The 16,787-nt window shown below is 71.8% G+C and carries 27 protein-coding genes and 1 tRNA gene; 21 read left to right on the top strand and 7 right to left on the bottom strand.

Annotation, left to right across the window (positions count from 1 at the left end; all coding sequences use genetic code 11):
• Positions 1 to 270: 270 nt before the first annotated feature.
• Both JJV70_RS15355 and JJV70_RS15350 read right to left on the bottom strand, forming a co-directional pair.
• Positions 271 to 849: a TMEM165/GDT1 family protein gene (locus JJV70_RS15355; RefSeq protein ID WP_219048538.1), complete on the bottom strand. Its 579-nt coding sequence runs from the start codon at positions 847 to 849 to the stop codon at positions 271 to 273.
• 239 nt (positions 850 to 1,088) lie between these two features.
• Positions 1,089 to 1,784, bottom strand: coding sequence for an HAD-IA family hydrolase (locus JJV70_RS15350; protein ID WP_219048537.1), 696 nt, complete (start codon positions 1,782 to 1,784; stop codon positions 1,089 to 1,091).
• A 329-nt stretch (positions 1,785 to 2,113) separates the two neighbouring features.
• Here JJV70_RS15350 and JJV70_RS15345 point away from each other — a divergent pair, with 329 nt between their 5' ends.
• Both JJV70_RS15345 and JJV70_RS15340 read left to right on the top strand, forming a co-directional pair.
• Positions 2,114 to 3,289 carry a choice-of-anchor A family protein gene (locus JJV70_RS15345; RefSeq protein WP_219048536.1) on the top strand — a complete coding sequence of 392 codons (1,176 nt, stop codon included), beginning with the start codon at positions 2,114 to 2,116 and terminating at the stop codon, positions 3,287 to 3,289.
• Between the two features lie 46 nt (positions 3,290 to 3,335).
• A complete protein-coding gene (locus JJV70_RS15340; RefSeq protein ID WP_219048535.1) occupies positions 3,336 to 4,166 on the top strand; it encodes a nuclease-related domain-containing protein in 831 nt (276 codons plus the stop codon).
• A gap of 206 nt (positions 4,167 to 4,372) precedes the next feature.
• Here JJV70_RS15340 and JJV70_RS15335 read toward each other — a convergent pair.
• The 4 genes from JJV70_RS15335 to JJV70_RS15325 all read right to left on the bottom strand — a co-directional run bounded on the left by JJV70_RS15335 (position 4,373) and on the right by JJV70_RS15325 (position 6,641).
• Positions 4,373 to 4,454: transfer RNA gene (locus JJV70_RS15335), tRNA-Val, on the bottom strand.
• A gap of 30 nt (positions 4,455 to 4,484) precedes the next feature.
• Positions 4,485 to 5,738 carry a hypothetical protein gene (locus tag JJV70_RS15330; RefSeq protein WP_219048534.1) on the bottom strand — a complete coding sequence of 418 codons (1,254 nt, stop codon included), beginning with the start codon at positions 5,736 to 5,738 and terminating at the stop codon, positions 4,485 to 4,487.
• Positions 5,739 to 5,838: 100 nt separating this feature from the next.
• Entirely contained in the window at positions 5,839 to 5,970 is a 132-nt protein-coding gene (locus tag JJV70_RS22835; RefSeq protein ID WP_257574009.1) for a hypothetical protein, read from the bottom strand.
• Between the two features lie 167 nt (positions 5,971 to 6,137).
• Positions 6,138 to 6,641 carry an XRE family transcriptional regulator gene (locus JJV70_RS15325; protein WP_219048533.1) on the bottom strand — a complete coding sequence of 168 codons (504 nt, stop codon included), beginning with the start codon at positions 6,639 to 6,641 and terminating at the stop codon, positions 6,138 to 6,140.
• A 189-nt stretch (positions 6,642 to 6,830) separates the two neighbouring features.
• Between JJV70_RS15325 and JJV70_RS15320 the strand changes: the two genes are divergently transcribed.
• The 15 genes from JJV70_RS15320 (at position 6,831) to JJV70_RS23275 (ending at position 13,410) form a co-directional block, all read left to right on the top strand.
• Positions 6,831 to 7,319 carry an XRE family transcriptional regulator gene (locus JJV70_RS15320; protein ID WP_219048532.1) on the top strand — a complete coding sequence of 163 codons (489 nt, stop codon included), beginning with the start codon at positions 6,831 to 6,833 and terminating at the stop codon, positions 7,317 to 7,319.
• Positions 7,320 to 7,404: 85 nt separating this feature from the next.
• Positions 7,405 to 7,863 carry a hypothetical protein gene (locus tag JJV70_RS15315; RefSeq protein ID WP_219048531.1) on the top strand — a complete coding sequence of 153 codons (459 nt, stop codon included), beginning with the start codon at positions 7,405 to 7,407 and terminating at the stop codon, positions 7,861 to 7,863.
• Positions 7,860 to 8,399, top strand: coding sequence for a hypothetical protein (locus JJV70_RS15310; RefSeq protein WP_219048530.1), 540 nt, complete (start codon positions 7,860 to 7,862; stop codon positions 8,397 to 8,399). Before JJV70_RS15315 ends, JJV70_RS15310 begins: the two co-directional genes overlap by 4 nt.
• On the top strand, positions 8,396 to 8,614 hold the full coding sequence (locus JJV70_RS15305) for a hypothetical protein (RefSeq protein ID WP_219048529.1): 219 nt from the start codon (positions 8,396 to 8,398) through the stop codon (positions 8,612 to 8,614). Before JJV70_RS15310 ends, JJV70_RS15305 begins: the two co-directional genes overlap by 4 nt.
• Positions 8,611 to 8,799, top strand: a complete 189-nt coding sequence (locus JJV70_RS15300) for a hypothetical protein (RefSeq protein ID WP_219048528.1) — start codon at positions 8,611 to 8,613, stop codon at positions 8,797 to 8,799. The genes JJV70_RS15305 and JJV70_RS15300 overlap by 4 nt, the downstream gene beginning before the upstream one ends.
• Entirely contained in the window at positions 8,796 to 9,014 is a 219-nt protein-coding gene (locus tag JJV70_RS15295) for a hypothetical protein (RefSeq protein WP_219048527.1), read from the top strand. The genes JJV70_RS15300 and JJV70_RS15295 overlap by 4 nt, the downstream gene beginning before the upstream one ends.
• Positions 9,015 to 9,129: 115 nt before the next feature.
• On the top strand, positions 9,130 to 10,113 hold the full coding sequence (locus JJV70_RS15290) for a hypothetical protein (RefSeq protein WP_219048526.1): 984 nt from the start codon (positions 9,130 to 9,132) through the stop codon (positions 10,111 to 10,113).
• A 76-nt stretch (positions 10,114 to 10,189) separates the two neighbouring features.
• A complete protein-coding gene (locus JJV70_RS15285; protein WP_219048525.1) occupies positions 10,190 to 10,726 on the top strand; it encodes a hypothetical protein in 537 nt (178 codons plus the stop codon).
• Positions 10,726 to 11,079 (top strand): hypothetical protein, encoded by a 354-nt coding sequence (locus tag JJV70_RS15280; RefSeq protein WP_219048524.1) that lies wholly within the window; start codon positions 10,726 to 10,728, stop codon positions 11,077 to 11,079. The genes JJV70_RS15285 and JJV70_RS15280 overlap by 1 nt, the downstream gene beginning before the upstream one ends.
• Positions 11,079 to 11,333: a hypothetical protein gene (locus tag JJV70_RS15275; RefSeq protein WP_219048523.1), complete on the top strand. Its 255-nt coding sequence runs from the start codon at positions 11,079 to 11,081 to the stop codon at positions 11,331 to 11,333. Before JJV70_RS15280 ends, JJV70_RS15275 begins: the two co-directional genes overlap by 1 nt.
• Positions 11,334 to 11,411: 78 nt before the next feature.
• A complete protein-coding gene (locus tag JJV70_RS15270) occupies positions 11,412 to 11,795 on the top strand; it encodes a hypothetical protein (RefSeq protein ID WP_219048522.1) in 384 nt (127 codons plus the stop codon).
• A 79-nt stretch (positions 11,796 to 11,874) separates the two neighbouring features.
• Positions 11,875 to 12,117, top strand: a complete 243-nt coding sequence (locus JJV70_RS15265) for a hypothetical protein (RefSeq protein WP_219048521.1) — start codon at positions 11,875 to 11,877, stop codon at positions 12,115 to 12,117.
• Entirely contained in the window at positions 12,117 to 12,434 is a 318-nt protein-coding gene (locus JJV70_RS15260) for a hypothetical protein (RefSeq protein ID WP_219048520.1), read from the top strand. The genes JJV70_RS15265 and JJV70_RS15260 overlap by 1 nt, the downstream gene beginning before the upstream one ends.
• Positions 12,431 to 12,982: a hypothetical protein gene (locus JJV70_RS15255; protein ID WP_219048519.1), complete on the top strand. Its 552-nt coding sequence runs from the start codon at positions 12,431 to 12,433 to the stop codon at positions 12,980 to 12,982. Before JJV70_RS15260 ends, JJV70_RS15255 begins: the two co-directional genes overlap by 4 nt.
• Positions 12,979 to 13,410: a WhiB family transcriptional regulator gene (locus tag JJV70_RS23275; RefSeq protein ID WP_219048518.1), complete on the top strand. Its 432-nt coding sequence runs from the start codon at positions 12,979 to 12,981 to the stop codon at positions 13,408 to 13,410. Before JJV70_RS15255 ends, JJV70_RS23275 begins: the two co-directional genes overlap by 4 nt.
• Before the next feature lie 198 nt (positions 13,411 to 13,608).
• On the opposite strand, the gene JJV70_RS15245 is transcribed toward JJV70_RS23275, so the two are convergent.
• Entirely contained in the window at positions 13,609 to 13,776 is a 168-nt protein-coding gene (locus JJV70_RS15245) for a hypothetical protein (protein ID WP_219048517.1), read from the bottom strand.
• A 224-nt stretch (positions 13,777 to 14,000) separates the two neighbouring features.
• Between JJV70_RS15245 and JJV70_RS15240 the strand changes: the two genes are divergently transcribed.
• Genes JJV70_RS15240 through JJV70_RS15225 form a run of 4 tightly spaced genes read left to right on the top strand, consistent with a single transcriptional unit; the run spans position 14,001 to position 16,691 of the window.
• Complete coding sequence (locus tag JJV70_RS15240; protein ID WP_219048516.1) at positions 14,001 to 14,852, top strand: helix-turn-helix domain-containing protein; 852 nt, start codon at positions 14,001 to 14,003, stop codon at positions 14,850 to 14,852.
• Entirely contained in the window at positions 14,852 to 16,156 is a 1,305-nt protein-coding gene (locus JJV70_RS15235; RefSeq protein WP_219048515.1) for a DnaB-like helicase N-terminal domain-containing protein, read from the top strand. The genes JJV70_RS15240 and JJV70_RS15235 overlap by 1 nt, the downstream gene beginning before the upstream one ends.
• Positions 16,153 to 16,323, top strand: coding sequence for a hypothetical protein (locus JJV70_RS15230; RefSeq protein WP_219048514.1), 171 nt, complete (start codon positions 16,153 to 16,155; stop codon positions 16,321 to 16,323). Before JJV70_RS15235 ends, JJV70_RS15230 begins: the two co-directional genes overlap by 4 nt.
• 44 nt (positions 16,324 to 16,367) lie before the next feature.
• Positions 16,368 to 16,691, top strand: coding sequence for a hypothetical protein (locus JJV70_RS15225; RefSeq protein ID WP_219048513.1), 324 nt, complete (start codon positions 16,368 to 16,370; stop codon positions 16,689 to 16,691).
• Positions 16,692 to 16,787 lie beyond the last annotated feature (96 nt).

Here is a 16,787-nt window from a genome sequence, read left to right as displayed (position 1 = left end):
GACGAGGGGGCCTTCCGCGCCAGCACGGCCACTCCGGCGGAGTCGTAACCCCGGGTGCGCGTGGGGGGACGAGGGGGCCTTCCGCTCCGCACCCTGCCGCCGCAGGGTTGCGGTCAAAGGCCCCGGAGGTAACACCCTGCCGACATGCCCACGTCATCTCAAGAATCGCGCCCGCCTGACCCGGCGTCATCCACCGGATGGCGGGCGCCTGTCCGGGTTGGCACGGGACTGCTCGGACGCCTCGGGGCGTCAGGCGTCAGGCGTCAGGCGTCAGGCGATGGCCTCGTACAGGCTCCAGAGGCCGAGCGTGGCCATGACGGCGGCGGCGATGCGGGTGATCAGTCGGAGGGGGACGCGGCGCATCAGGGCGCGGCCGCCCAGGATGCCGAGGGCCGCGACCGACCACAGGGCGAGAGCCGCGCCGACGCCGACGGCGACCGGGTCCTCGTAGCGGGCGGCGAGGTTCGCGGTCATGATCTGCGTCAGGTCGCCGAACTCGGCCACCATGATCAGGGTGAAGCCGCTCCCGGCCACCTTCCAGAAGGACTGGTCGGCGGGCTCCCTGACGTGCTCCTCACCGTCGTCCTTCTTCAGCAGCAGGAGCGTCGCGCCACCGAGGAAGAGCAGGCCGGTGACGGCGGCGAGCAGGCGTGCGGGCAGCAGGGTCAGCACGCTGCCCGCGGCGACGGCGAGCGCCACATGCACCGCGAAAGCCGCGGCGACACCGGCGAAGACGTAGGACGCCCGGAACCGCGCGCCGAGGACGAGCCCGGCGAGCGCGGTCTTGTCGGGCAGTTCGGCGAGGAAGACGACGCCGAACACGATCGCGGCGACGGTGAAGCTGAACACGGTGGGAGGAACCTCGTTGAGTCGGGCCGTACCGAACGGGGCCCGGGGAAGAGCACGCTTCGGCACGGCAGCGTCCAGGACACTGCGGCCGAAGGTCTCGCTGGCGCCCGCGTGGTGCGGTGCGCTCCGGGCGCCGGGGCGGTGAGCCGCCCAGTATGTCGACGGTCCGGCGAAGAGCTACTCCCCTTCAGACGCCGCTCACTTTACCCGCCGGGGCGGGCCGGGCGCGGTGGCCCGCGTCACGCCGGGGGCAGCAGCGTGAGGCGGATCGTGCCGTCGGGCAGCAGCTCGGTGCGCAGGTGCTCCAGGGTGGGGACGTGGGCGGTGGGCGCGAAGGCGGCGGCGCGCGGGCCGACGCCCACCACGCGCATCCCGGCGGCGCGGCCGGCGGCGACTCCGGCCTCGGAGTCCTCGAAGACGACGCAGTCGGCCGGTTCGACCCCCAGGTGGGCGGCGGCCGTGCGGAAGCCCTCCGGATCGGGCTTGCTGGCGCTCACCATCTCCGCCGTCACCCGCGTGTGCGGCATCCGCAGCCCGGCGGCGTCCATGCGGGCGCGGGCGAGCGCGGAGTCGGCGGAGGTGACGAGGGCGTGCGGGGCGTCGGCGATGGCGGCCAGGAAGGCGGCGGCGCCGGGGACCGGGACGATGCCGTCGGTCTCGGCCGTCTCACGCTCCAGCATGCGGCGGTTGTCGGCGTGGTTCTCGGCCATCGGCCGGTGCGGCAGCAGTTCGGCCATCGGCTCGTGGCCCTGGCGGCCGGGGACGATGGGCAGCACGGCGCGCGGGTCGAGTCCGTGCTCCAGCGCCCAGTCGGTCCACACGCGGTCCACCACGGCGTCGGAGTCCACCAGTGTGCCGTCCATGTCGAGCAGCAGGGCCCGGGCGGTCAGCGTGGTGACGTCGGCGGGCACGGCGGCTGGGGTGGTGTCGGCCATGGCGGGCGGCTCCGGGGACGGCGCAGAAGAAGGACGCGGAAGAAGGACGCAAAAGAAGGAGTGGCCCCGCCCGCCGGTCAGGGAGGACCCGGCACCATTGGCGGGAACGGACGGAACCACTTTGTTTCCACACGATACAAAACGCGGGGCCGCGACGCCAGCCCGCCTCCAGTCCCCCGGTCGTCCACCGCGCCGCGCCCCGGCTCGGCAGCACTGCGACAGGACGCCGCCCCGAGGCCCGCCAGAAACGCATGACGGCTTGGTCACGAATGCGCCGGGCGTCGGCGCGCGCTTGACCCGGGGCTCGCCGGCTCGCGATCATGCCTGGCATGCGGCTCCCCCACCCTCGTACCGCCGCCCTCGCCGCCCTCGTGGCCGCCTCCTCGCTCCTGCTCGCCCTGCCGGGTACGGCCGGGGCCGCTCCGGCGTGCGCGCCGCAGCTGGGCGAGGCCAGCCGGTTCACCGAGTTCGTCGAGGGGAACGCCGAGCGCGGTGGCGCCAGCGAGGGAGCGGTGGCCATCGGCGGAGACGCCGACTTCACCGAGGGCTTCTCTCTCGCCGCTCTCCCGGCCCCGGAAGGGGGAGCGTCCGGCCACACCACACTGATCGTCGGCGGCACCCTGCGCAGCGGCGCGGCCGGAAGCGCCGGGTTCACCGTGCTGGAGCGCGGGACGGCCGTCTACGGCGCGCTGGCCGGACGTCCGCCGGTGCTGAAGTCGGGGTTGAGCACCGACGAGCGTCCCCCGCCGCTGGACTTCGCCGCCGCGTTCGGCACCCTGCGGGTGCTTTCCGGGGAGCTGGAGGCACTGCCGTCGCGCGGCACGGTCACCCGCACCACCGCGCACGGCGCCGCCACCGTGCGCCTGACCGGTGAGGACGAAGCGCTGAACGTCTTCCCGGTGAGCGCCGCCCAACTCGCCTCCTCCCGCCGCGTCGTGCTGACCGTCCCGGAGGGCGCGACCGCCGTCGTCAACGTCTCGGGTGCGGCATACGACGGCGCCGTGTACGAAGTCGTCACCGCGGACGGGACCCGGGACGGCGGCCAGCAGAACGAGGACGGCCGGGACGAGGACGGCAGGGACCACGAGGGCGAGGGCGAGGACGCGGAGCACGGCGGCGAAACGCGGGAGGTGGCGGCGAAGCTGCTGTGGAACTTCCCCGACGCCACCACCGTGGCCAAGCCGTCCGGGGCCGACTGGCCCGGCACCGTGCTCGCCCCGCACGCGCGGGTGGACCTCGGCGCGAGCGGATCGGTCACCGGCACGGTCATCGCCGCCTCGCTCACCGGCGTGGGCGCCGAAACCCGGCAGGCACCCTTCACCGGCTGCCTGCGCACCCCACTCCCCTCGCCCGACGCCGGTGCTGGACCCCACGGCGAGCGGGACCTCGCCGACACCGGCGGCGACAACCCGTCGCAGACCCGCGCGCTGGTGGTGGCCGGACTCGGCGCGCTCACCGCGGGCGCGGCGGCCCTGTGGGTCACCCGCCGCCGCGAGGAAGGCTGACACCGCGCTCTTGCGGAGTCCCGGTGCGCCCTGCTGCCATGTCCGGGTGGAGGTCAGCGGATTACGCGTCACACCATGGCGGCGGTACGGGCACGACCGGCTCTACGTCAGCCTGCCGGACGGGGTGAACATCGCCTGGTTCGACCGCAGGAGCGGCCAGCTCACCGTGCTCGCGGAGCCCTACCGGGCGCAGGCCCTCGCCGCCCTCGCCCCCTACCGGGCCGGTGCACCCGGCCCGGCCCCGGAACCGCCCGGGCCGCCACCGCCCCAGGACGACCTGGCCCTGAACCGCCCCGGTGAGGCCCTGCACGCCCGGATCAGCGAACTCGCGCCGGTCCGCTGGCGCGAACTCCTGCGGCGCGTGCTGCGGCGGCCCTCGGACGTGGACCGCTGGCGCACCGGGCTGCGGGGCGAGCAGATCGTCGCCGCCGAACTGGCCCGGCTCACCGGCGGCGGCTGGTACGTGCTGCACGCGGTGCCGCTGCCGCGCGACGTGGACATCGACCACCTGCTCATCGGACCCGGCGGCGTGTTCTGCCTGAACACCAAGCACCACCCGAAAGCCTCGGTGCGGGTGGGTGACGACATGGTGTGGCTGGGCAGACAGTCCTACCCCCACGTGCGCAAGAGCCGCCGGGAGGCCGTGCGCGCGTCCGCCGTGCTCAGCCGCCACTGTGGCTTCCCGGTACCGGTGCAACCGGTGCTCGTCTTCGTCGGCGCCGCCAAGCTGACCGTCTCGCCCACCCTGCGCGACGTGCGCGTGCTGCGGGAGCGTCAACTCGGCACCCTGGGCGCCACCGGCGGCGTCCTGTCTCCGTCGGCGGCCGAGCGCGTGCACACCACCGCCCGGAACCGCCGCATCTGGCGCACGGCCTGACCTCACGTCCCGCGCGGCGCAACACCTCTGCGCTGTGGTCGCGTCGCGGGAGATGATCTCCCGGATATCTCCCAAATGACCACGGCCATGGCCTCGCTCCCCTCCAAGATGCGGAGCAGACGGAAGGGGCGAGCCGAGAATTTCGACTCGCCCCTCCGCTGAGCTGGGCCTAAGCCGCTGTACGACCAGGNCCAGGCCACCACCGGTGGGCGCAGACGGGGTCGAACCGCCGACATCCGCCTTGTAAGGGCGGCGCTAAAAATCTACTGACCAGCGGCGATGCAGCCCGTGGAGATCATTTGGGAGATTTTTGGGAGATCAACTTCCATCCCAGATTCTCGACCACCCCAGCGCCTCCATCGCACGATCAAAGATCGCTTGCAACCCTTCCAGCCTAGCGCGGCGCATCTCCGGAGTGGGGTGCTGATACACCGCCTTGATGCCGGGCCGTTTGTGCCCCGCCTGCACAAACGCGAGCGCTGGCTTGACACCGATCTGCTCCTGGTAGGTGTCGTGCGTGTGCCGCAGATCCCGCATCGTCAGCCCTGGCATGATCGGCGCCCACGCCTCGCGCGCCCTGTGCCCGCGCACAGTTGGCAGCGCCGTGCGTCCGTCGGCAGCCGGACGCATCACCTGCTTCCCGAAGTTGCTCCGCCGCCACGACTTCCCCGTCCGTGTGCAGAACAGGTACTCATGCCGATGCTCTCGCGTATGGGCGCGCAGCAACTCGGCGAGGAACGGCGGAAGGTCGATGTCGCGCTTGGACTCTGCCGTCTTCACTGGCTCCAACAGCATGACCAGGGGCAATTTGTTACCATCCTCGTCGCGTGGCTGGTACTCGGCGATTTCGTTGGCGACGCTCAGCGTGGGACAGCGAAACTCGCCTCCGTCAAACGGCTCACAGCGCTCCCCTAGGGAGTCTTCACGCAGTGCCAAGCCCTCCCCCCAGCGCACCCCGGCGAACGCCGTGGTCAGCACGTGCAAACCGTCAGCCGGGCCTACGCGACGGGCGACTTGAAGTACGACCTCGGGCGGCGCCCACAGCTTCGTGTGGTCCTTCTGCTGGACTTGGGCCTTCACGGATGCGGGGCGGCTGCGGCGTCGGCCAACGAGGGGGTTGACCAGCAGGTGCTTCGCATCCACGGCGCCAGTGAGGATGCTTGACATGATGCTCAGGCACTGCGTGGCTGTGGAGTCATCACAGTCCAGACTGTTCGCCCAGTTCTCGGCCTCGAACCAACTAACGCCGATCAGTGGGGTGTGCTCCCAGCGAGGCAGGATGTGGGCATCAAGGCGAGACCAGCGCGTGGTGGTGGTTCGACCTCGGGGTGAGCGTGTCTTCATCCACTCGCGAGCCCACTGCCCGAAGGGCTTGCGCATCAGGTCGGGGTCGATCCACCGGCCCTCGCGAATGGCGGCCTCTTGGCCTTCTCCCCAGTCCTCCGCAGTGCGCTTGGTGGGGAAGCCGGGCTCTGATCCCCACGTGTCATCGGGTTTTCTGTAGCGGGCGCGCCAGGTGGCCTTGCCCTTCTTGCCCTTGGCGATACTGACGCGCTTTTCGGCATACGCCATGCCTTGCTCCTCAGAGTGGAGGGGCTGCGGTCACCCCGAGGTGAGGTCTCGGGGCGGTGGGGGGCTCGCAGCGATCCCCTGTTCTACTGGCGGGCGCGGGTTACTCGTGCCCTTGGTTGAGCTGGCGTTCCAGCTCGTGCGCCTCCTGTTCGGTGTAGTGGTCGGCGTCTACGTATACGTCGGCCTGGGCGGGACTGGTCGGCTCGCGCCACTTGTCCACGTGGTACGGCATGCCGTGAACGCGGTGGACGCGTGTCCGGTGAAGTGACCGCATGAGTCCCCCTGAGACAGACCTCTGCGGGTGGCTTCCCTCACTCTGGGAGATCACATGAGATCATATGAGTCACACCAGGGGTAGAGGTTGGCCGGAAAGTCTATTTACTCCCCGGTACGAGACGACTACTCGGGCCGGTCGTCCAGGTGGCCGAGACGGCGTGCACGCTCCCGCCACTCCAGCAGTGCCCGGTGCATCTCCTCGGGGCTGGCCTCCGGTTCACCGCGCACGACGATCGTCGCCGTGAGCGTTCCACCCGCAGTTGGCACGGAGTACGTCTTCGTCTCCACTAGCGGCCCTTCCCTCAGGGCGTACTGGGTAGCGATCGGGAGGTCGTCGGGAGCGCCGGGGACCGATGCCGACTGAGCGGTCTCGCCTCTCGCGTCGTCGCGCATCGTGGGTTCCCCGCCTGCGAGAACGGCGTCGATGGAGTCATTGGTCCAGCCGAGCCAGTCGGCGTAACGGCGGTGCACGGCTGCGGGTCCCCGCTTGTACGCGGTGCCCTGCTCGATCTTCTGGATGACAGCGCGGCTGCTGCCGATCAGGTCCGGCACTTCGTCCTGCTTGACGTGTCGGAGCTTGCGTCCGTCGGCGAACGCGCGCCCTAGCCGTGCCCAGTCCCTCTCCATGGTGCCCATCATGCATCACGAATAGGCACCAAGGGAGTCCGCATCACGCCATTTGACCAGCGCAAAGCAAGCGCACGTGGTGCATGCAGCGCCTACGCGATGCCTACGTAGTCCAAAGTGGTCGTCAAGGTAGGAGATACGTAGTCCTAGGGGCTTGCAAACGTAGTCGCATGCGACTATGTTTCTCGTGTGACACAGAACGGCATCGCGATAAGGGCGCTCCGTAGGGCTCGTGGCTGGAACCTGCGGGACCTCGCCCAGCGAACTGACCTCAGCCACGGCTACCTGTCCCGCGTCGAACGGGGCCGGGTGAACGCGAGCAGTGACGTTCTACGCCGCATCGCGGAGGTCTTCGAGGTGCCGCCCGCCGACATCACCCGAGGAGACGACGTGTCTGCTGACACGACCATCGCGCCGCCCCCCGTCCGGGATGTACCCCACCCGGCGACCACGGAGGGCGCGTACTTCCACTACACCCCCGAGGAAGCGGCTCTGTTCCTGCCGCTGAGTGCCCGGAAGCTGCGGGAGCGCGTGTACAAGCGCGAAATCCCTTTCAGCAGCATCAACGTGGGCATCCACTTCACCGGCCTCGACATTCGAGAGATCACCGAGCAGTACCGCGTCCGGCCGCTCGCCGAGACCAAGGGCTCGAAGGCGCGGGTCAAGCGCGCCGCCTGACCCCCACCCCCAAGCGGGGCCGCCCCCAACGGCCAAGTCCGGGGCGACCCCCGACCCACTCACCAATCACGGAAAGGAGCGGGCCATGGCTGATCAGCCTATCCCGCAGTCCCATTCGGAGCTGTCGGCGGTGTTCACCGCTGCGGCTGACTACATCAACGCGCACGGGCTGGCGAAGGGAATCTTCGCGTATGCGTCTGGGGCGTGCTGCACGGTGGGCGCGCTGAGCGTTGCCGCCTCCGGCTCGGCGCTGGACGCGGCGAGCGACGTGTGCATGGACATGCCCCTGGTGCTGTTTGCCGCGCTGGAGGCTATGGCCGGGCGCCTGCCGGACGTGAACGAGGACCCGGTGGAGCAGATCGCGCAGTGGAACGACGCGCCGGAGCGTACTGCCGCTGAGGTGGTGGCGGAGTTGCGGGCGGCTGCGGCTGATGCCCTCGCCCGGGAGTGTGTGCTGGCCGCCCGGGACGCGAACGAGCTCGCCCCGGAGGTCGCGCACCGTCGTCGGCTGGCGTTCGTGGCCGGGATCGAGGTGACGGCGTGACGATCTCGACGGCCGCACTGGCGGCGAGGCACGTGATCGAGTCGGCGTGGCGTAACGGCCCGTCGTATGACCTGGCGACGATCGCGGCGTTCGCGCTGGAGGATGCGCAGCTGCTCCAGTCGCCGGAGGTGGCGGCGGAGCTGGTGGTGTTGCGGGCGCGGGTGGCGGAGCTGGAGCGCCCGGCGGTGCTCGTGCAGCGTGCCGAGGTGCGCGAGTCGTACCGCGCGCTGGCGGCGCAGGCCCGCGGGGACGGTGACGCCGAGGGCGAGGCCGATGTGCTGGCCACGCTTCAGGCGCGTGAGGCGCACTGGCGGTGGGAGGACGAGCAGGCCGGGACGGTGCCGGGCACGGAGCGGTCCCGCTGGGAGGCGATCGCCGCTGCCCTGAACGCCGTCCCCGCCATCGGTATCGACCTGGACGGCACGATCACGGATCACGCCGAGTGGTCGGTGGTGTGGGACCGCCGCACGGAGCGGTGGGTCGTGGCCGCCGCCGACGAGGACGCCACCGGGGGCGAGACGGGCGGTGCGCGATGAGCGGCCGCATCACCTCGCGCCCGGAGTGCGACGGCACGGCACAGAGCCAGACCCGCAACTGCGGCCGCCCGGCCGTGTGGCAGCTCAAGCACCCCGAGGACGCGACGTTCGTCTACGGCGCCTGTGCGCTGCACCTGCACCAGGTCGGCACGTACCTGCTGGACGGCGAGATGGGTGATCTGCACGTGCGGCGTATCCGGACGGAGGATCGATGAGCACCGTCACCTGGGCTCATATCGCCGCGCTGCTGGGCGTCGAGGCGCTGCTGTTCGCGGCCGTGTGCTGGCTGGTCAACCACGACATCCACGTCCGGCGAACCCTCGCGGGCGCGGTCGCGCACGGGGCGGTCACCTGTGCCGCCACCGTCTGCGCCCTGCTCTACCTGGGAGGCATCAGGTGAACCCCTGCGCGATCGCTGTGTCCCGCACGGCCCGCATGCCGGACCGGGACGGCTCGGACTTCATGGCCGCCTACTACCGGGCGCTGGCGGTGTGCCGCACGGGCCGGGACCTGGAGGAGATGTGGACGGCCGCCTGGTGCGACCGGGCCACGTCGGCGGCCACCCTCGCCGGGCTGCTGGAGGGCATCGCTGCCGCACGGGGAGGTGCCCGCTGATGTGCGCCTGCTGTGACCGCCGCGTCCCGCCCGGCGCCGTCTGGTGCTCCTGGGCCTGCCGGGGCCTGGACGACCGGCACGACGACCTGGACTACCTCGCCGAAGGGGACGACGCATGACCGAGATCGTGAAGGCCCAGCCGGGGGGCGCCCTGTCCCTGGGCGCGATGAGCGCCCCCGACGCCTGGAAGTTCGCCGAGGCCCTGGCCGGTTCGGGGATGCTGCCCCGCCAGTACCAGGACAGCCCGGCGTCAGTGCTGTGGGCGCTGGAGTACGGGCGGGCGATCGGGCTGGATGTCATCACTACCACCCAGTCGGTGCACGTCATCCAGGGCCGGGCCACCGCGTCGGCGGACCTGATGGCGGCGCTCACCCGCCGGGCCGGGCACCGCATGCGGATCAGCGGTGACGACCAGCGCGCCGAGGTGACGATCTTCCGCGCCGACGACCCCGAGTTCCCCTTCACGGCCGTGTGGGACACGGCAAAGGCGGAGCGGGCGAAGCTCACGAGGAAGGACACGTGGCAGCAGTATCCGGGCTCCATGCTGCGTGCCCGGGCGATCTCGGAGTGCGTGCGCATGGCGTGCCCGGAGGTGTTGCACGGGTCGATCTACACGCCGGAGGAGATCGGCGCGCGGGTGGACGCGGATGGCACGCCGCTGGACGCGGAGGTGCAGCCCCTGCGCCGCGTCCAGCCGGGAGAGTCCGACCCGTGGCAGCAGTCCGCCCCGGCACGGGACTTCGTTGCCGAGGCGCGTGCCGCTACCGACGCCGGGACGGTGCGCGCTATCTGGCAGGACGCGAAGGCCGCCGGGCTGGATGACGAGCGGCTGGGGCACATCGCCGCTGTCGGTAGGTCCCTCGCGGCGGGGCCGCCGCCCAAGCCGAGCGGCGGCGAGGTGGTGGACGCCGAAGTCGTTGCCGAGCCCGACGAGGTGGATGCGCAGGCCGCTGAGGCGGAACTGCGCACGTTCGCCGAGGCCAACGGCCTGGACGAGATCGACCGCGATTTCGAGACGGCCAAGGGCCTGCCGCTGTCGCAGGCGATCGCCCCGCAGATTCGCGCATTCCTCGCCGAGCTGTCCGGCACCGCCGCCTAACCCCGTCCCCGAGACCGGGGCCGCCCCCTTTCCTCGCTGGCTGCGGGGGCGGCCCCTTCCCCGAAGGAGATACGTCATGGCGAATCTCGCCGAACTGGCGCTGCGTGAGGCGGCGCTGAAGACCCTGGCTGACGCGGTGGGTGAACAGCTGCGGGCCGTGAAAGCCGCGATGCAGCAGGAGTTGGAGATCACGGGCGCGTCGCGGGTCGATGCAACCCTGCCGGACGGCACGAAGGTGGCCACGATCTCTCGCACAAGCCCGAAGGCCACTGCTGTGGTGACCGACGAGGACGCGTTCCTGGCGTGGGTGCGCCAGGCCGCGCCGAGTGAGGTTGTGAGCCGGGTGGTGACGGAGGTGCGGCCCGCCTACCGGGCGTCGCTGCTCGCCCAGATGACCGCCGCTGGTGTTGCTGAGGTCGCCGACGCGGCAACCGGTGAGCTGAGCGGGGTGCCGGGTGTGGAGGTGCGCGCGGGTCGGGCGACGACGCACAGCGTGCGCCACGCTAAGGGCGGCGGCGAGGCGATCATCACCGCGTGGCGGGACTGCAAGCTCACGCACCTGGACCTGCCGCAGCTGGTCTCCGGTCACGAGCAGGGCAGCGAGGCCGCGTGATGTGGACGACGAGGCGGACCCTGCGCGCGCAGCTGACCAGCCTGCAACGCCGCCTGCGGGAGGAGTCGGAGCGGCGTATCGGCGCCTGTGACCGGGCGGAGTTCGAGGCGGCGGCCCGCGCGAAAACGTTGCGTGACCTAGAGGCGCTGACGGCCCGCTTGCGTGATCTGGAGGCCGCCCACGCGGCGTTGCAGGCCCGCTATGACGCGGCGGTGGGCCTGGACTCGCCGGAAGTGGAGGCGGGCCGCAGCTGGCAGGAGCGCCGCCCCGACCGGGCCAAGGCCGCGCCGCCGCCCTCGCCGGCGGGCGCGGGTGACCGGCTGCCGGTGCGCGAGCCGGGGGAGGTGACGTGATGGCCGCCGCCCTGCTCGCGGTGACCGGGCTGATCACGCTGCTGGTCGTGGTGCTGCGGCTGCTGGAGTGGGCGACGACCCGCATCGAGCCGACCACGGCAGGCCTGCCGCCACTGCTCACTCTGCCGGACGGGCTGCTGGTGCGGGTGTGTGACCGCGCCGGATGCGCGGGCCGCACCACGCACGTGGCCCTGCCGGACGGCGCCGTGCAGTGCCTGGCCTGCGGGCACGAAACCCCCGCCCCGACCCCCTGACGGCCTGCCGGGCCGGTTGAGCCCGCCCCCACGGTCCCGGCCCGGCAGCGCCCCAACCCCACCCCGCAAGGAGAGCCCGTGCCTGACGTCCGCTCCAACAGCCTCGACTACCTCCGCCCCCTCTACGCCTCGGTCACCACCTGGGACACCGCGCTGCTGGACCAGGCGCTGCTGGCGATAGCCGCCGACGGCGAGCCCGTCTCCATGAACGACCTGCGCACCGTGCTGCCCGAGCTGGCGCACGGGGCGGCGGGGCTGTACTTCCACGGCCTCGTGTTCCGCCGCCACCCGCGCGTGCTGGACATCGTCGGCACTACCCCGTCGATCAACCCCCGCGCCCACGGCAAACCGGTCAACGTCTACCGGCTCACCGGCGCGGGCCGGGGGTGGCTGGAGGAGCGCATCGAGCAGCGCCGCCAGCAGCAGGCCGCCGCCCGCCGCGAGGGGAGGGCTGCCGCGTGACCGCCACCGCCTGGATCGCCCTCGCGTGCGCGGTCATCGCCGCCGCGCTCCTCATCCACTCCCAGCACAGGGGGCGCTGATGAACTCCGACATCGCCCTGTACGCCGTCCTGGCCGTGCTCGCCACCGGGGTGCTGGTGTGGCTTGGGCTCGCCGCGCTGGCCGTTCTCGGGCTGGTGCGCGCCGCCGCCTGGGCCGCCCGTCGGGCGCGACGCGCCCTGCGCGCCGAGCCGCGCTGCCCGGCGTGCGGGGGCACGTTCGACACGTGCCGCTGCGGGGCCAGTCCCTACCCGCTCGGCATCACCAGGGCGGGGGCCGCGTGATGGCCCGTGGACGCCACCGTGCCGACCTCCGCCACCCCCAGCCCGCAGCCAAGACCGCCGGGGACGACGACCGCGAGCAGCTGCTCGCCCAGCTTGACGCCGCCGGGATCGAACTGTCCGGGGTGCGGCTGGACCTGGAGCACGAGCGGGAGCGTGCGGCGGCCCTGGCGCAGGAGCTGGCCGCGGCCCGGCAGGAGCTTTGGCGGCTGCGGGGCCGCGACACCGCCACGGGCGGCGAGGTACCGCCTGCCGGGGTGGTTCGCGTCATCACCCTGCGCGAGGCGCACCACCCCCGGGCAGGAGGCGATGCCGCATGACCGCCCCCGCCCGCCTCTACCGCGTCGTCGGACTCGACATCTCCCTCACCTCCACCGGGGTGGCCACACTCGGCGGCACCGTCACCATCCCTACCACCGGCCGCCGCCGCGACGCCCTCACCGCCCGGCACGCCCGGCTCGCCCACATCACCCGCGAAGTCCTGCGGGAGGTCGGGGCGGTGGACCTGGTGGTGGTGGAGGGGCCTGCGTACCGGGCCGCGCACATGGCCGGGCATCACGACGCCTCCGGCCTGTGGTGGCGCATCACCGGCGCCCTGATCGACCGGGGCATACCGGTGGCGGTGATGCCCCCGGCCTGCCGTGCCCGCTACGCCACCGGCTCCGGCGCCGCCCGCAAAACCGCCGTGCTGGCCGCTGTGCAGCAGCGCTACGGGGCGGTGTGCGCCACCGACGACGAGGCCGACGCGCTTGTGCTGCGGGCGGCTGGGCTGGACTGGCTTGGCCAGCCGCTGGCCGATGTTCCCGCCGGGCACCGCGCCGCACTGGGCGGGGTGGCCTGGCCCGACCGACAGCAGGTGACCCGATGATCATCGCCCGGCAGCTTCTCCACCACCACGACGGCACCAGCACCCGCGCGGACGCGGACTGGCGGGCTGCCGCCGCATGCGCAGGCGAGGACCCGGAGGCGATGTTCCCCGCCCGCACCGACATCGTGGGCATCGCCTACGCCAAGAGCATGTGCGCCCGCTGCCCGGTGGTGCGCGAGTGCCGGGCTGCCGCTGACGAGCTGGAGACCGGCGGCTACGTGTGGGGCGTGTGGGGCGGCCTCACCCCCGACGAGCGACGCCGCGCCCGGGGCCTGCCCGTGCCTCGGTACAGCGACCGGTGCGGCACCTACACCGGCTACAAGCGGCACCACAACCGGGGCGGGGAGCCGTGCGAGGACTGCCGGGCCGCGAAGTCCGAGTACAACCACCAGCTCCGCGTCCAGCGCACCGTGCGGGAGGCGGCGTGACCGCCGTGACGCCGCCAGCGCGTCCCGCTGCGGAGGCCGGGCGCTGCTCGGCCGGTGCCGTCCGCTGCCGGGCACCAGCCCGCCTGTACCCGTGCGGCTGGCGCTGCCACCCACACAGCCCCGCAGCACTCCGACAGCACTGAACCGGCACGACGAAGGCCCCGCCGAAAGGCGGGGCCGGAAGGGGTGGCGATGCGGTCAGGCGTTCTCGCGCTGGCGGCGCCGGTGGGCGGCGATCTCGCGCTTGATGTGCATGCGCATGTCGGCGGCCCGGCTGATGCCTTTCGCCTCGCACGCCTCGCCGTATGCGGCCCACGTCTCGTCATCGACGCGGAGCATCCGGCCGGGGGTTCCTTTCGTGGTCACGACAGCAGAGTAGCTGACCTTCTGTTGACTGCACACCCCAAGCGCTGCGCGTGTGCTGCGAATGTATTGCGGGTGCCTGTACACCCTGAGGTAGTGTTGGTGTCGGGCAAAGCGGCCAACAAACCGCCTTGAACAGGGTTGCCGCCATGCCCGAACCAGTACGAACGAGAGAAGGACCGTTGAGCATCGAGGCCATTACGTGGGCAGCGGAGTACGCACCCCCCATGCCCTCGCAGCTGCTGCCCACGCTGGTAGCGCTGGCCAAGCATGCGGACCGGGATGGCGCCGCCGCGTACCCCTCGGTGTCCCGCCTCGCCGCACTCGCCTGCAAGGCTGAGCGGTCCGTCCGCCGGGACCTGCGCCAGCTCGAAGACTGCAAGCTCATCCGCAAGGGTGACCAGTCCCTGGTTGAACACCTTCCCTCGGACAAGCGCCCCGTTGTCTACGACCTGGCGCTGGAATGCACCGTTCCGGGGGGCCGCGCGGGCGATGACGAGGGGACGCGGACGTCCGCCCGGACGCTGGCGTCCTCCCGTGAGCGTGGCCGGGCCGCACGTGACGCAAAGAAGGTGGAAAACCCCAGCTCAGGCAGTGTTCCCCCGTCTGGGCGGGCGGACGTGGACGTCCGGGCGGACGTGGACGTCCGGGCGGACGTGGACGTCCAGAGCGGGGGGACGTGGGCGTCCGCAGCGGGGGGACGTGGGCGTCCGCCAAAAGGTCCTTTGAAAGGTCCTTTGAAGGGGGGAAGCGCGGGCGGACGTGGACGTCCCCCCGTTGCGGACGCCTCCACCGACGGACTCCACCCCCTCCCCGAAGACTTCACGATCACCGACGGCATGCGCCGCTGGGCTCACCGAGACGGCTACACCGCCGCCATCGACATCGACTACTCCACCGCCCAGTTCGTCAGCTACTACCGCTCCACCGGCGCCCGCCGTCGCTCATGGCCGGACGCCTGGCAGAAGTGGATTCGCGACGACGCCAAGAAGGCCGCCGAAAGCCCCCGCCTTCGCGCGGTCGGCGGCTACGGATACGGCAGCCACTACGTCAGCCCCGAAGAGCGGGGCATCTTCTGATGACCGACACCGAACCCGACACTGCCGCCTTCGACCGCACCCCGCCCAACGACCTCCACGCCGAACAGTCCGTCCTCGGCGCCTGCATCCTCAGCGCCACCGCCTGCCGCACCGCCCTCGACACCCTCAACCCCGACGCGTTCTACCGCCCCGCCCACACCACGATCTTCAACGCCATCGGCCGCATGCACGCCCGCGGCCACGCCCTCGACCCCATCACCCTCGGCAAACACCTCGCCGACAGCGGCGACCTCGCACGCATCGGCGGTCAGGGCTACCTCTTCACCCTCCTCAGCGCCGTCCCCACCGCCGCCAACGCCGCCTACTACGCCGACATCGTCCAAGACCGCGCCCTGCGCCGCGGCCTGATCGAGACCGGAACCCGCATCGTCCAGTCCGCCTACGACCCCACCGGCGAAACCACCGACCACGTGGAAGCAGCCGTCACCCTCACCCGTGACCTGCGCGACCAAGGCCAGGCCACCGAAGACCTCCCCGTCCAAGACCTCCTCGACTTCGTCCAGCACGAGGACACCTACGACTGGATCGTCCCCGGCATCCTCGAACACGGCGACCGCCTCCTCCTCACCGCTGCGGAAGGCGGCGGCAAATCCACCTGGCTGCGCCAGATCGCCGTCCAGGTCGCCGCCGGGCTCCACCCGTTCAACCCCGGCGCCAGCATCGACCCCGCCCGCGTTCTCGTCCTGGACTGCGAAAACTCCGAAGCCGCCTCCCGCCGCCAGTACCGGCCCCTGCTCAATTCCGCCGAACGAGCCCGCTGTGGCCTGCGACGCGGCCAGTTCGCCATCGAATGCCGCCCCCAGGGCATCGACCTCACCCGCCCCAAGGACCGGTCGTGGGTGATGCGCCGCGTCGAACAGCTACGCCCCGATGTGCTGATCATCGGCCCCGTCTACCGGCTCCACGGTGGCAACCCCAACGACGAAGAACTCGCCCGCAAAGTGTCTGTCGTCATCGATGAGGCCCGCGCCACCTCCAACTGCGCCGTCCTCATGGAAGCCCACTCACCACACGGCAACGGCCTCGGCCCGCGCTCCCTGCGCCCACTCGGCAGCTCGCTGTGGATGCGCTGGCCCGAATTCGGCTTCGGCCTGCGCCCCGTCGAGGACGAAAAGTCCGCCGACGTGGACCGTGCCCGCCGCGTCGTGCCGTGGCGCGGCATGCGCGACGAGCGGGCCTGGCCCCGCTTCCTGCGCCAGGGCGAGGACTGGCCCTGGGTGCCCTACACCCCCATCGACGCCGACCCGTACACCGGCCACTCATCGACAGGAGCCACCGGATGAACCTCAACCCCGCCGCCTACCACGACTCGTGCGAGAACTGCGACCGCCGCAACGTCAAGCCCCTCGACGTCAAACCGGACGGCCCCGGAGTCCAAGCCTTCTACCGCTGCCCCAACTGCCGCCACTACTGGACGTGCGCCTGGGCCGCTAAGCCCGCGACCCGCTGAGGCCGTACCGCTGCCTGACCCGCCCCGCACCCACGGAGGACCCCGTGACCACCCCGCGCACCCGCACCCCCGACCGCGTCACCCTCGGCGACGACGGCCGCACCATCACCACCATCAAGCTCCAGCGCGCCTGCAGCGGCTGCGGCACCCTGCTCGGCGACCTCGACGGCCGCGACACCGACGAGCGGGGCAACCTCATCGATGTCCGCGCCGAGTGCCCGCACTGCCGCCCGCTGGTGGAGGCCGAGGCCGCCGGGTGCCGCACCTGGCAGCTGACACCCCGCTCACTCGCCCGCGTCGAGCACGAGATCGACCCGCACGCGGCCGTGGACGTTCACCAAGGGCTACTGGCAGCCCATCGACGGTGAGAACCAGATCGTCGGACTCCGCATCGGCCAGTACCCGGACCGCGTCGTCGCGTTCTTTGGCGAGTGGATCGTCCGGCACCCCGGCGGCCGGTGCAG

This window comes from Streptomyces sp. JJ66 (genome assembly GCF_019303495.1).
GTDB lineage: Bacteria > Actinomycetota > Actinomycetes > Streptomycetales > Streptomycetaceae > Streptomyces.
The sequence above is the reverse complement of the archived record's forward strand: the minus strand, read 5'-3'. Positions and strand labels throughout refer to the sequence as shown.

Bases quoted from the DNA above. Each gene is read 5' to 3' on its own strand.
- JJV70_RS15350 (WP_219048537.1), bottom strand. From the start codon at position 1,784: ATGGCCGACACCACCCCAGCCGCCGTGCCCGCCGACGTCACCACGCTG.
- JJV70_RS15255 (WP_219048519.1), top strand. From the start codon at position 12,431: ATGACCGCCCCCGCCCGCCTCTACCGCGTCGTCGGACTCGACATCTCC.
- JJV70_RS15325 (WP_219048533.1), bottom strand. From the start codon at position 6,641: ATGGAGAGGGACTGGGCACGGCTAGGGCGCGCGTTCGCCGACGGACGC.
- JJV70_RS15300 (WP_219048528.1), top strand. From the start codon at position 8,611: ATGAGCACCGTCACCTGGGCTCATATCGCCGCGCTGCTGGGCGTCGAG.
- JJV70_RS23275 (WP_219048518.1), top strand. From the start codon at position 12,979: ATGATCATCGCCCGGCAGCTTCTCCACCACCACGACGGCACCAGCACC.
- JJV70_RS15330 (WP_219048534.1), bottom strand. From the start codon at position 5,738: ATGGCGTATGCCGAAAAGCGCGTCAGTATCGCCAAGGGCAAGAAGGGC.
- JJV70_RS15230 (WP_219048514.1), top strand. From the start codon at position 16,153: ATGAACCTCAACCCCGCCGCCTACCACGACTCGTGCGAGAACTGCGAC.
- JJV70_RS15235 (WP_219048515.1), top strand. From the start codon at position 14,852: ATGACCGACACCGAACCCGACACTGCCGCCTTCGACCGCACCCCGCCC.
- JJV70_RS15275 (WP_219048523.1), top strand. From the start codon at position 11,079: ATGGCCGCCGCCCTGCTCGCGGTGACCGGGCTGATCACGCTGCTGGTC.
- JJV70_RS15345 (WP_219048536.1), top strand. From the start codon at position 2,114: ATGCGGCTCCCCCACCCTCGTACCGCCGCCCTCGCCGCCCTCGTGGCC.
- JJV70_RS15280 (WP_219048524.1), top strand. From the start codon at position 10,726: ATGTGGACGACGAGGCGGACCCTGCGCGCGCAGCTGACCAGCCTGCAA.
- JJV70_RS15315 (WP_219048531.1), top strand. From the start codon at position 7,405: ATGGCTGATCAGCCTATCCCGCAGTCCCATTCGGAGCTGTCGGCGGTG.
- JJV70_RS15265 (WP_219048521.1), top strand. From the start codon at position 11,875: ATGAACTCCGACATCGCCCTGTACGCCGTCCTGGCCGTGCTCGCCACC.
- JJV70_RS15290 (WP_219048526.1), top strand. From the start codon at position 9,130: ATGACCGAGATCGTGAAGGCCCAGCCGGGGGGCGCCCTGTCCCTGGGC.
- JJV70_RS15240 (WP_219048516.1), top strand. From the start codon at position 14,001: ATGCCCTCGCAGCTGCTGCCCACGCTGGTAGCGCTGGCCAAGCATGCG.
- JJV70_RS15260 (WP_219048520.1), top strand. From the start codon at position 12,117: ATGGCCCGTGGACGCCACCGTGCCGACCTCCGCCACCCCCAGCCCGCA.
- JJV70_RS15305 (WP_219048529.1), top strand. From the start codon at position 8,396: ATGAGCGGCCGCATCACCTCGCGCCCGGAGTGCGACGGCACGGCACAG.
- JJV70_RS15285 (WP_219048525.1), top strand. From the start codon at position 10,190: ATGGCGAATCTCGCCGAACTGGCGCTGCGTGAGGCGGCGCTGAAGACC.
- JJV70_RS22835 (WP_257574009.1), bottom strand. From the start codon at position 5,970: ATGCCGTACCACGTGGACAAGTGGCGCGAGCCGACCAGTCCCGCCCAG.